We start from the raw sequence: 12,962 nt of genomic DNA, 5'->3' as shown, positions 1-12,962 counted from the left end.
ATCAATCTCTCCTTTTTATGACCGTTTCAGTTTTCCGTATTATCACGCAAAGACTGCTTCTTTTTCGGTGATAGTGGCAATGCTTTCAGTGAAACACTCAACGCTTACATCAGCTTCTTTAAACAACTGACTTATCTCTTTTGTTTTGCAAACAACTTCTACATGCTTAGTTACGACCTCTAATGGGGTCTCACTCCATTCAAGGAACTTTTTTAATCTTATCGCTTCAAGACGACTCGTTACTAAAATGGTCGTCACATGTTGTTCTTCTATAAGTCTTGTAAATGCCTCAACCGCTTTTTTTGTTACATACGTTTTATTGACGATAAGCTCATCCACAGCTTGTGGTAGAAGTGGCCTTAACGCTTCAATTTCAAGATCTCCTCCTATTAAAACTGGAGATGGTAATGATGCTTCGTCAACTAACTCCGATTGAACCCCCACCCTTTGCAAAGCCTCTTTAACCGTTTCATCAAAAGAGTAAAAAGGTGAACGGATGCCCCGAAGATCGAAACCACACTTTCCAAGCCCCCGTAAAAAGGCGTATACACTTTGTGGCGATAGGAATACAAGATCTTTTCCGTTTGACCTTGCTATTTTACTGCTAAATTCCTCAGAAAAATTAACATAATGTTCTGATAATAGACTGTGTTCAAATACATCAGCTCCACTTTTTCTAAGGCCTGAGACGAATTGTTCATGATCTTCTGTTGTTGACGGGATTAAGAAACTCTTGCCCGATAAAGGTCTATTATCAAACCATGCTAATTTCGAGCGAAGCTTCACAACATCCCCGACGACAATAATTGCAGGATTAGAGATATGGGCTTCTTCTACCATACTAGCAATTGTCGTTAAAGAACCTTCTATCGTTTTTTGCTTGCTATAAGTCCCCCAATGCACAACCAGTACCGCCGTCTCTTCTCGTTTTCCATGCTGGATCAATTTTTCTGCTATCGTTTTTACATGTTTGATTCCCATATAAAAAACAATCGTTTCTACTCCTTTTGATAATGGCTCCCATTCTATATTTGGCGTCCCATCATCACGACTGCCATGTCCTGTTACAATCGCAAAGGAATTAGAATGCTTACGATGCGTAATCGGGACTCCCGCATACATGGTAGTAGCAATACCTGCTGTGATCCCCGGAATCACCTCATACTTAATGTGATTCTCTGCTAAATACTCAACCTCCTCACCAACCCTTCCAAATACAGCTGGATCGCCACCTTTTAATCTCACAACGGTCTTTCCCTTTCTAGCGTGAATAAGGATTTCTCTTTGAATGTCCTCTTGCCTCAGAGTGTGTTTACAAGGTTGCTTGCCACAATAAATTAATTTCGCCTCGTCTTTTACTTCCATTAACAAAAAAGGATTGATTAATCTATCAAAAATGACTACATCAGCCTGCTTCAGGACCTGTTTCCCTTTTACTGTAATTAAACCTACGTCCCCAGGACCAGCCCCAACAAAATAGACCATTCCACTTTTCACTAATCACTCCCCCTTTGCTTAAACGTTTATTTGATTTATACGTTTATCCTAAACCAATATTTTGCATGTATGTTACATCGTGTCAGCTTATCTTCCATTGTTTTTTCTTGCAATCTTTTAACCTCTTTCTCTAACGTAACAGACTGTTTCTACTCTCTTTTAAAAATAATGAAGAGGTTCCTTATACAAGCAAACCATTTAGAGGGCTCACCCTATTATTCTCATTTCACTAAGCATCCTTCTTATTGATAAGAGAGATGAATTTGAACTCTTTCTAATTAACCCCTTCAACACTTTCGAGCATGTCCGAAAATTAATCCACATGAAAAAACTATGTTAAGTTTTCTATCTAACTTTCAGACAACAGTAGCTTGATAGTGTAAAAATGAAAACTGTATCTTAAATGTATTTTATAGGGAGGGCTTTTTCGATGACGTTATCAGAAATTTTCAAATTCAAGAGTGAACGGATTAAGGTTCTACATTTTACATGGTTTGCTTTTTTCGTTTCCTTTTTCACTTGGTACAATATGGCTCCACTTGCTACAACCATGCTTGATGCTATGGACTGGCTAACTCCACAACACATTGCAGCTCTAGGTATTTGTAACGTTGCTTTAACGATTCCTGCTAGAGTCGTGATTGGTTCATTGCTCGATAAATACGGGCCACGCATTGTCTACTCAGGCCTACTTATTATCATGTCGATTCCGGCGTTAGTTTTTGCCTTCGGTGATAGTTGGGCTCAGTTAATGATTGCACGTCTTGTTCTTGGGAGTATCGGTGCTAGTTTTGTTGTCGGTATCCGCATGGTTGCTGAATGGTTTCCACCTAAGAGCATTGGCTTCGCCGAAGGAATTTACGGTGGTTGGGGGAACTTCGGTTCTGCTGTGGCTGCTATGGTATTACCTTGGTTTGCACTCACATTATTCGGTGGCGATGAGGGCTGGAGATACGCATTAGCTTTCACAGGAATTATTTGCTTTGTTTATGGAATTATTTATTACATTTGTGTTAGAGATACACCAGAGGGAAAAACGTTAATGAAACCAAAGCGTTCTGGAGCATTAGAAGTAAGCAGTTGGGGTGATTTAGTACAACTCATTATCTGGACGATCCCTCTCGGAGGAGCTTTAGCGATAAGCGCTTGGAGATTAGCCGATTTAGGATTTGTTTCTGAAACTGCTTTATACGTAATCTGGGCAACTCTTATCATTGTGTTAATCTACCAGTTGTACATGATTTTAAAAGTAAATGTTCCCATCCTAAAAAAAGGTGTTCCAGATGATGATAAATACAAATTTAAAAATGTAGGAGCATTAAACAGTACGTACTTTGCCAACTTTGGTGCTGAATTGGCGATTATTTCAATGCTACCAATGTTCTTCCAGTTAACATTTTCATTATCAGCCGCACAAGCCGGGCTTATCGCTGCATCATTTGCATTTGTGAACCTTATTGCCCGTCCATTAGGAGGAATTCTATCCGATCGAATGGGCAGTCGCCGTAATGTTATGTTAGTTTATATGGCCGGCATTACAATTGGGCTTGTCGGAATGGGCTTTATCGATTCTAGTTGGCCGTTAGCAATCGCTGTTGCAATTACCGTTCTTACATCAATGTTCATCCAAGGCGCAGAAGGAGCTACATTCGCCGTCATTCCTATGATTAAAAAGCGCGTGACTGGTCAAATCGCCGGGATGTCTGGTGCCTATGGAAATGTAGGTGCCACCGTCTATTTAACTTTATATACATTTGTAACACCGCAACAGTTTTTCTTTATTCTTGCCGGAGGAGCACTTATTAGCTTTATAATTTGCTACTTAACTTTAGAAGAACCCAAAAATTCATTTGGCGAAGATTACTACATGTCTTCAGATGAACTTAAATCCTTAGAAACCGGCACAGAAGAAACACCTTTACACAAAAAAGTATTATAGAGATAAACATCGAAAGAAGAATACTCCCTATTCTAATACCAGCCTGATAACTAGTTATTAATAAAACTAGTTATCAGGCTTTTAACATTTATTCTATCCTCTGCCCACCTCAATTACTCTAAAATGACTCTCTTCACACAAACGTAATTGATTATCAATTATATTTATAAGATGATAATGGTTATCCCTTTAAAAATTAATAAACATTAACAAAACACCCATTGAAAAACCTTTTTATTTCAACTAAGATAATAACAAGTGACAATCTATTTAAAATAATTCTAAATAATAACCATTATCAACTAGTGATGCCACTATTAATTATTAACCATTCTCAATTAGGTTTCAAACCATTAGAGGAGGCGATAAAAAATGAATATCGCACGACAACTGGAGTGTACAGAATGCACGAATAACTGCACTGACAAACAAAACTGTACGATTGTTGCCAATAAAAAATTTACTATTAACGAACTTCAACTAGAGCTGATTTTCGCCCTTACAAGTGGTGTCCTTATTCTGCTTGCTTGGTTAATGCAACAGTTTAACTTTCTTTGGTTATCGATTCCTTTGTTCTTAAGCGCCTACATCGTTGGTGGGTATTTCAAGGCAAAGGAGGGAATTTCAGACGTTATTCATAACCGTTCATTAAATGTCGAGTTGTTAATGATTCTTGCTGCAATTGGTTCTGCAATGATCGGATATTGGATGGAAGGGGCTATCCTCATCTTTATTTTTTCCTTAAGTGGCGCTCTCGAGACGTACACAATGAACAAGAGCCATCGTGAAATCTCATCTCTTATGAACCTTAAGCCTGAAACTGCTACCGTTCTTTTAAATGGAAATGAACAGACAGTCGATGTGAAACAACTCGCTATTGGTGATCATGTTCTTATTAAACCTGGCGAACGAGTTCCAGCAGATGGTCAAATTACACGTGGTGAAACCATGATTGACGAGGCTACATTAAGTGGCGAAGCAATCCCTATCGAGAAAAGCATAAACGATGATGTCTTTGCTGGTACAGTGAACAAAAATGGTCTGATTGTTATTAGCGTCACGAAAAGAAGCGACGAGTCCTTGTTTCAAAAAATCATTGACTTAGTCCAGACAGCCAAAGATGAGAAAACCCCTTCGCAACAGTTTATCGAAAGGTTTGAAGGCCCTTATGTAAAAGTGGTCCTTATCACGGTCGGAATTATGATGGTCCTTCCCTATTACCTCCTTGGTTGGAGCTGGACGGAGACATGGTACAGAGCAATGGTTTTACTCGTTGTAGCTTCCCCATGTGCCCTTGTCGCTTCTATTATGCCAGCTACCCTTTCGGCGATATCAAACGGAGCACGAAAAGGCATTCTTTTTAAAGGGGGCGTACATTTAGAAAATTTAGCTTCATTAAAGGCGATCGCCTTCGATAAAACAGGGACATTAACAAAAGGAAAACCAGAAGTCACGAACCTCCTCATTCGTGAAGGATTAGATCGAAAAGTTCTTTTACAAAATGTATCGTCAGTTGAAAAACAATCCACCCACCCATTAGCCGAAGCCGTCGTTCGCTTTGCCCAAAAAGAAGGAATTACCTCTTTTATAGACATCGAACATATGCAAGAGAAAACAGGATTTGGGGTTAGCGCCACTATTGATGGGCTTACTTGGAAGATTGGGAAACGTGGTTTTATCGGTGATTCACTAGCTGATTCATTTTATTCATTAGAAGCTAGTAAACTAGCAAGTGACGGGAAAACGCTTGTGTATGTTTCTGACAATGACGGCATTGCTGCCATTCTTGCCATTCAAGATACTGTACGCAACGAAACAATTGAAGCGATAAAATCGTTTAAAAAGCAAGGAATCTATACGATTATGCTTACTGGTGATCACGAGAAGACAGCAAAAGCAATTCAGAAAACAACGGATGTCGATGACTTTGTAGCCTCTTGCTTACCACAGAAAAAAGTGAACGAACTCAACCAGCTAAAAGAACGCTATGAAACGATTGCTATGGTTGGAGATGGCATCAATGATGCACCCGCCCTTGCAACAGCAGATGTCGGAATTGCCATGGGTGGTGGCACTGATGCAGCGATTGAAACTTCTGATATTGTTCTGATGAAAAATGATTTAGCCAAATTAGCTGAGGCCGTTCACTTATCGAAGCGTATGAACCGGATTGTCAAACAAAATATTATCTTTTCAATCACTGTTATCGCCTTGTTAATTATCTCAAACTTCATGGGGCAAATGTCTCTTCCTCTAGGAGTCATTGGACATGAAGGCAGTACGATTCTCGTTATTTTAAACGGACTACGTCTACTGCGAGGGTAAATTCCAAAAGGGTCTGCATGAGTCCTTCTTCACTCATACAGACCCTTTTTACTTCGCTACCGGGCTAATTTTGACAGCACTCACTTTAAACCCAGGCATTCGACAAGTAGGATCTAACTCCTCGGAAACTAAGCGATTGACATTTTGGGAATCAGCCCAATGAAAAGGAACAAACACGGTGTCTTTACGAATCGTTGGTGACCATTTGCTTCTGACGACAATACTGCCCCGTTTTGATTCAATTTTAACGAGCGTATTCTCTTCAATTTGAAACTTCTCTGCTGTTGATGGATGGATTTCCATATAAGATTCAAACTCGCGCGCTGCAAGTGTAGAACTCTTTCTTGTTTGAACACCGGTTAAATAATGCGACATGACTCTTCCTGTTGTTAAATATAAAGGAAAATCTTCCGTTGGTTTTTCTTTAGGAATTTCAGGCGTATTCGGCACAACAGCCATTTTCGCTTTTCCATCAGCATGAGCAAACTCTTTCTCAAATAAACGTTGCGTACCCGGGTGCTCTAAATCCGGACATGGCCATAAGATCCCTTTCTCTTCTCTCAATCTCTCATAAGTAATACCAGAATAGTCAGCAATACCACCATGGGTAGCTTCTCTTAATTCATTAAATACTTCTTCCGGAGATGAAAATGCAAAATACCCCCCTTTTCCAAGAGCATTTGCAATCTCACAAATGATTTGCCAATCATGCTTCGCCTCTCCTCGCACCGGGAAGCTGGCCTCGCGTAACGTCACTCTTCCCTCCACATTCGTCATTGTACCGGATGTTTCCAAATAAGATGTTGTTGGCAAGATTAAGTCTGCTAATCTAGCTGACTCTGAAACAAACATATCGACTGCAACAAAAAAGTCTAGTTTTTCTAAGGCTTTCTTTACATATTCAGCACTAGGGTTAGAAACAACGGGGTTCGAACACATAAGAAACATCCCTTTGATCTCGCCTTCATCAATCTTTTGAATCATTTCAAAGGCAGAAACACCTTTTCTCGGTAAATCGTTCTCACTGATCCCCCATACATCTGCAATGTACTGACGATGTTCATTATTCTCAATCGAACGGTAACCTGGTAATTGGTCGGCTTTTTGCCCATGTTCTCTTGCTCCTTGACCATTCCCTTGTCCAGTCACGGCCCCGTAACCAGAATTCTCCTTTCCAATTTTTCCTGTCGCTAAAAGGAGATTTAGAAAATTGCGAACGGATGCCGATCCATCTGTTTGCTGTTCAATTCCTCTTGCAGTAAAAATCATGCCTGATGCTTCTTTACCGAATACAGTTGCAGCTTTTGTTATTTGTTCAGCTGGTACTCCTGTTATATCTGCTATTTCGTTTAAATTAAGTGCAGTGATGTATTCCTTAAGAGCATCAAAACCATTTACATGATCTTTAATAAATTTCTCGTCAATTAAATCCCCTTCTATGATGACCTTCAACAAGCCGTTTGCTAAGGCTGCATCCATCCCAGGCTTCACTTTAAGATGTAAGTCTGCCATTTGCGTTGTTGACGTCTCGCGTGGATCAATCGCAATAATAAACGAACCATTTTCCTTCGCTTTCTCAAAATACGGCATAATCGTCGGTTGACATTCAGCAATATTTGTTCCAGCAAGAATAATACATCTCGAATAGGGAATCTCTTGAATCGTATTGGTGAAACCTCGATCCATACCAAATGTTTGAGCTGCTGCTGAGGCAGCAGCTGACATACAGAGACGACCATTATAATCAATATATTTCGTCCCTAGCGCCACTCTAGCGAACTTGCCTAGTAAATAAGCTTCTTCATTTGTTATCGTAGCACTTCCGTAAACAGACAATGCATCTTTCCCGTATTGTGATTGGATATCGGTGAATTTTTCTTTTATTAGTTCCATCGCATCATCCCATGATATTCGTACAAATTCACCATTCACCTTCAACATTGGATGTTTAATTCGTTCGTTATGGATAGCATGTTGATGAGCATTGAGACCTTTTATGCATAAACGTCCTTCAGATGTCGGATTATCCTTTCCGATTGTCTTATATATTTTCCTTGTCACGGTAGACTGTTCAATCAATTGCATTTTACATTGCATGCTACAAAATGGACATTGCGTATCGTATATTTTCTCAGTTTCCACTTGTTGTTGCTTTTTTCGAAAATACCGTAATAACATTTCTGTCATGATGTCCCATCCTTTGCTCATGTATTTGTCGCGTCTGGACATGACGAATTATTTTTTTATTAATATAATACGCACCAAAAACTCTGCTGCTCTTTTCGAAGTTAAACCTATTCACAACTCTTAATTCAGAGCACGCTCTCCTATTGATTGATGATTTATTCGTTTGCAAGATTCCTGTTCTAAACTCTCAACCAATTGCCATCTTAATTCTTGGTCAAACAATACTTCTCTGATATGCAATAAATGAATACGCTCAATCCACTCCCACGTGCGTTCAGCGTACTTCGCCGTTTCCCGGTAGTATTGAACAAAGCCAATGATCATTTCGTAGACTTCTTTATCATTTTCTGCCACACAAAGTAATTGACCAGTGCGCGCATGTCGGCCACTACTACCTCCGACATAGATTTCCCACCCACGGTCAAACTGGATAACACCGATATCTTTTGTTGTTGAGTCTGCTCCGTTATGCATGCAGGCTGAAACCCCCATTTTGACACGATACGGAGTTGTTACGTAATCGGTAATCTTTTCGATGTTAATTGCTAGTTTTAGAGCACTATGTTTCTCACATTTACACACCGTTTCACCAATGCATGTTTTTATGTTCTGAACAGTATTTCCGTATTTACTGTTTAAAGGAAGGTCCAAATCCCTCCAAATCGATTCTAGGTCTTTTTCTTTTACTCCCATTAAATGAAGTCTTTGTTCGCTCGTAATGGCTACGCTTGAAACTCGGTATTTATCAACAGCATCTGCAATTTTGCGCAAGTCTTCCGCATTTGTTAACCCTCCATACATTTGAGGAGTAAGCGAGTAAGTTCCATCTTCTTGACATATCGCATTCATCCGCTCATTAATAAAAAGCGACTCTTGCTCCCTATCATATTCAGGGTAAATCATCCCTAAGTAATATTGTAAAGCTGGTTGACATGTTGAACAGCCGTCCTCATTAATCCAACCAAGCTCATTCATAACCTCACTAACTGATCGAAGTTCCCTTAGTTGCATTTGTGCGACAATCTCTTCATCAGTCAATGTCGTACAACCACACATCGTCTCTTTTTCTATCACTTCATCAAACTCGTCACTTTGTATATATGAAAGTAAATCTGCAACAAGGGGGCTACAACCTCCACAAGCACTGGACGCTTTTGTACATTCTTTCACGTTACTAACTGTTGTTAGCCCTTGCGTCTGACAAGCCTCAATAATTGCCCCTTTTGACACTCCATTACAATTACAAATAAGGTCCGTTTGCTCCATCCCAGCTACTTGCGACTCTTGATTAGAAGCTTGCAAAATGAGCCCTTTTTCCTTATCTGTAATAACTTTTTGCTTGCTCACCATATCTAGTAATTTATTACCAGATGTGGTATCCCCGAATAAGACAGCTCCAACCACTTTTTCATCTCTTAAAACAATCTTCTTATAAATCCCGGATAACTCGTCACTTTGAGTTATCGTTTTAGTTGTGTTATCAGGCTGAAATCGTCCTACCGAGAAGACATCCACACCCGATATTTTCAGTTGAGTCGATAATATGGATCCTTGATAGCGGTTTCCAATTTTCCCACAAATATGATCTGCCAAAACTCTTCCTTGTTCATAAAGTGGTTTGACAAGACCATAAACCATCTCTCTATGTTCAACGCATTCACCGACAGCATAAATATCTCGTACACTTGTTTGCATATAGTCATTAACCAAAATAGCACGATTCGTTGCTAACCCACTATCCTTTGCCAGCTGTATATTGGGTTTGATCCCAACAGCCATAATGACAGCGTCTGTCGAGACAATTGTTCCATCACTAAAACGTAATCCCTCGACACGAGTATCGCCGATGATTTCTACTGTTTCTTTTTCTAAAAGAAAGTTCATTCCCTGAGCTTCAAGTTCTTGTTGCAACATATTTGATGCTGTTTGATCTAACTGCCTTTCCATCAAATAATTGCTTCTATGAACGACATCGACATCCATCCCAAGATTCAACAATCCCCTCGCCGCTTCTAACCCTAATAAACCACCACCAATGACAACCGCTTTCTTATGGTTATTCGCTATATCAATGATCTTCTGACAATCTTCTATAGTTCGAAAATTCACAACGCCTTCCTTGTCTGCACCAGGAATCGGTAAAACAAATGGAACGGACCCTGTTGCAACAATGAGCTTATCGTAAGAAACTTCTCTGGCGCGATCCGTTCGAATGACTTTCTTCTCAATTTCTACTTTCACAACTGTCTCACTCGTGTATAGTTCAACATTGTTATTTTCGTACCAGGAGCGATTATGTAATGTAATCTCCTCTATTTTTGTATCTCCTTGCAAGACTGTCGATAACATAATTCTGTTATAATTATAGTGTGGTTCACTACCAAAAACTGTAATGTCATACTTATTTGGATCATTCGTTACGATTTTCTCAATGCAATGAATGCCTGCCATCCCGTTTCCAATTAAGATCAGTTTTTGCCTTTTCATCTTATAAACCCTCCAGAATTATTAGTCTTACTCAATAAAGCGTTAGATTCGGTACACACCTCTTATCGACTCAGCGTAAACCATTCCATAAGTCATATATTCCTTATTGATTTAGAACCTTTCACATCACTAACAGTTTAACGAAGAATACAAAGCAATTCTTTATGTATGTCAGATCTGCTAACAAAGAAATCAATCAAACTGGGAAAAAAACGTGTTACAATAGATTCTTACATTCATAAAGAAAGAGTGACTTTTTATGCCAGTAACAAATAAATCTCATTTACTTGTCATGGTTAGCTGTTTAATTCTGTTTATTATTATTTCGATATTATCCTTACAAAACAGATTAGCCACTTTTGACCAAACTATTATTTCAGGACTTACTGAAAACTCGCCAACTTTCCTAGTCTCTTTAATGGAGTTACTAACAAAAATCGGTTCTGGTGAGGTCATATTAATCAGCTCATTTATCATCGCACTCTTACTGTTACTAAAGAAAAAGTGGACTCATATTCTCTTATTAGTTATTGTTACATTTGGGGGAATTGCTCTTAATTTCTTTTTGAAATTATTGTTTCAGCGAGAAAGGCCTGGTGAGATGAGTGTAATTGAAGTTTTTGGACATTCGCTTGAAATTGCTTCTTACAGCTTCCCTAGTGGTCATACGATGAGAAGTGTCCTATTATTTACGTTTTTAATTTTTATTAGCTATCATTTTATTAAAAAAACACAGATCAAATTAGGTGTAATTTTCGCCTTATTATTGGTTATCGTCTCCGTGTCATTGAGTAGAATTATCGTCGGTGCTCATTTTCCATCAGACATTTTTGCGGCCGTTACCATTTCTATTTTTTTGTTTTATTTATGTTTAGTACTCGTAAGGTTTATAGCGAAACAAAGCAATAAATTAAAGCTCATTTAACTCAAAAAAAGCTGTTATCATTTCGCATGATAACAGCTTTTTACTCTTACAAGAAATCAAGCAGAGCCGTTGCAATTGAGAAGTAAATTAATAAACCGAGGATATCATTCACTGTTGTGATGAACGGACCTGATGCGATTGCCGGATCTAACTTTAATTTATTAATGATCAACGGCACTGTGGCACCAATAACCGTTGCGATGCTTAATGTACAGAAGATAGAGAAACCAACAATTAATGCTAACATCCAATGCCCATGAATTAGTGTCACGGTAATCCCTAAAACGATCATACAGATCAAACCAAGCATTATTCCTGTACCAAATTCACGTCTGATCATCTTGGCTATGCTTCCTTTTTTGATCGTTCCAAGCGCAAGGCCTCGAACCGCAACTGCCAATGACTGAGTACCTGTGTTTCCGGCTGAGTCCATGATAAGTGGAATAAAGGCAGCTAGTAAGACAATCGCTTCTAGGGTTTCTTCAAACTGACCGATTACTTCAGCTGTAATTAGACCAAAGAACATAAGCATGATGATCCAAGGCGAACGTTTTTTAGCAGCTGTGAAGGCACTGACATTTACATCTGTTGCCCCTTTTGCAGCCGAGATTTCCCCCAAATCTTCTGTGGCTTCTTCTTCTAGAACATCGATGACATCATCAAATGTAACAATCCCAATTAGGTGGTTTTGTTTGGACACAACCGGCGCAGCTAAGAAATCATACCTTTTTATAAGCTTTGCAACATCCTCTTGGTCCATGTCATCTTGCACGGATACAACTCTCGTACTCATAATATTTTCAATCGCTTCGTTTGCAGGAGCGGTGATAAGATCTCTTAAAGAAATAACCCCCACTAATTTCTCTAAGTCATCAACGACGTACAAATAGTAGATTGTCTCAGCGTCCGGAGAGTCATTTCTTAGTTTCTCAATTACATCTGAAGCTAAGTCTGACGAAGAAATACTTACAAATTCTTTTGTCATAATGGCCCCAGCTGTTTCAGGAGCATAAGACATCAGTTCTTTAACGTCTTCGGCTTCTTCTTTATTCATTTTTAGTAAGATGTCTTCTGCTTTTTCACCTTTTATTTCAGCTAAAAAGTGAGCAACATCATCGGCAAACATATTATTAAACATCTCTGAAGAATAACTTTCTTCTAACTCTAAATAAGTTCTCTTTTGGTCATTGATTTCTAACCCTTCAAAGATATGAGAAAAGTCTTCTGGCGTTAAAAATTGATAAACTTTTTGGCGTAAGCCTTCTTCTAATTCGATAAATATTTCAACTTGATCAGTTGGATGTAATTCTAAAAACACTTCATTGAAATGCTTCTGATCTTCCACTTTTAATGCATTTAGAATAAGGGCTTTGTACTCTTCACGGTTTTGTTCATTTAATTTAACCATTCTGAATCCTCCTCAGATGGAGCCAACTGTCCCCTTTGATGGGAATGGACTCCTTATTTGTATTGTTTTTCTATCATGACGATTTATCCAACTCGAATCAGGTTCCGGACTGCTATCCTGTCCCATTCCACATCACCCCCAACATGAAACAAAATAATAAGAAACACCTCCCACGAATGGGAGGTGTTGTTTGC

Annotated in this window: 7 protein-coding genes; 3 read left to right on the top strand and 4 right to left on the bottom strand. The window is 39.0% G+C overall.

The window, feature by feature from the left end; genetic code table 11:
- Positions 1-42 precede the first annotated feature (42 nt).
- A complete protein-coding gene (gene cobA / locus AC1FXZ_RS19545) occupies positions 43-1,497 on the bottom strand; it encodes a uroporphyrinogen-III C-methyltransferase (RefSeq protein ID WP_480056792.1) in 1,455 nt (484 codons plus the stop codon).
- Between the two features lie 430 nt (positions 1,498-1,927).
- Between cobA and AC1FXZ_RS19540 the strand changes: the two genes are divergently transcribed.
- Together AC1FXZ_RS19540 and AC1FXZ_RS19535 are read left to right on the top strand one after the other, a co-directional pair.
- Positions 1,928-3,436 (top strand): NarK family nitrate/nitrite MFS transporter, encoded by a 1,509-nt coding sequence (locus AC1FXZ_RS19540; RefSeq protein ID WP_480056790.1) that lies wholly within the window; start codon positions 1,928-1,930, stop codon positions 3,434-3,436.
- Between the two features lie 372 nt (positions 3,437-3,808).
- Complete coding sequence (locus AC1FXZ_RS19535) at positions 3,809-5,761, top strand: heavy metal translocating P-type ATPase (RefSeq protein ID WP_480056788.1); 1,953 nt, start codon at positions 3,809-3,811, stop codon at positions 5,759-5,761.
- Positions 5,762-5,809: 48 nt separating this feature from the next.
- On the opposite strand, the gene nasC is transcribed toward AC1FXZ_RS19535, so the two are convergent.
- Both nasC and nirB read right to left on the bottom strand, forming a co-directional pair.
- Positions 5,810-7,948, bottom strand: a complete 2,139-nt coding sequence (nasC, locus tag AC1FXZ_RS19530) for an assimilatory nitrate reductase catalytic subunit NasC (protein WP_480056786.1) — start codon at positions 7,946-7,948, stop codon at positions 5,810-5,812.
- A gap of 120 nt (positions 7,949-8,068) precedes the next feature.
- Positions 8,069-10,435: a nitrite reductase large subunit NirB gene (nirB, locus tag AC1FXZ_RS19525; protein ID WP_480056784.1), complete on the bottom strand. Its 2,367-nt coding sequence runs from the start codon at positions 10,433-10,435 to the stop codon at positions 8,069-8,071.
- A gap of 259 nt (positions 10,436-10,694) precedes the next feature.
- On the opposite strand from nirB, the gene AC1FXZ_RS19520 reads away from it, so the two are divergent.
- The gene (locus AC1FXZ_RS19520) at positions 10,695-11,360 is read left to right on the top strand and encodes a phosphatase PAP2 family protein (protein WP_480056782.1); all 666 of its coding nucleotides are present in this window, start codon (positions 10,695-10,697) and stop codon (positions 11,358-11,360) included.
- A 46-nt stretch (positions 11,361-11,406) separates the two neighbouring features.
- Here the strand turns inward: AC1FXZ_RS19520 and mgtE are convergent, their stop codons facing one another.
- On the bottom strand, positions 11,407-12,768 hold the full coding sequence (mgtE, locus tag AC1FXZ_RS19515) for a magnesium transporter (RefSeq protein WP_480056780.1): 1,362 nt from the start codon (positions 12,766-12,768) through the stop codon (positions 11,407-11,409).
- Positions 12,769-12,962: the final 194 nt, after the last annotated feature.

Source organism: Halalkalibacter sp. HAAS-P014 (genome assembly GCF_056619965.1).
Note: the sequence above shows the minus strand (reverse complement) of the source record. Positions and strands in the feature narration are given on the sequence as shown.

What these genes read in the sequence shown, in the direction of transcription:
- AC1FXZ_RS19540 (WP_480056790.1), top strand. Translation starts at nt 1,928, where the DNA reads ATGACGTTATCAGAAATTTTCAAATTCAAGAGTGAACGGATTAAGGTT.
- AC1FXZ_RS19535 (WP_480056788.1), top strand. Translation starts at nt 3,809, where the DNA reads ATGAATATCGCACGACAACTGGAGTGTACAGAATGCACGAATAACTGC.
- nasC (WP_480056786.1), bottom strand. Translation starts at nt 7,948, where the DNA reads ATGACAGAAATGTTATTACGGTATTTTCGAAAAAAGCAACAACAAGTG.
- nirB (WP_480056784.1), bottom strand. Translation starts at nt 10,435, where the DNA reads ATGAAAAGGCAAAAACTGATCTTAATTGGAAACGGGATGGCAGGCATT.
- AC1FXZ_RS19520 (WP_480056782.1), top strand. Translation starts at nt 10,695, where the DNA reads ATGCCAGTAACAAATAAATCTCATTTACTTGTCATGGTTAGCTGTTTA.
- mgtE (WP_480056780.1), bottom strand. Translation starts at nt 12,768, where the DNA reads ATGGTTAAATTAAATGAACAAAACCGTGAAGAGTACAAAGCCCTTATT.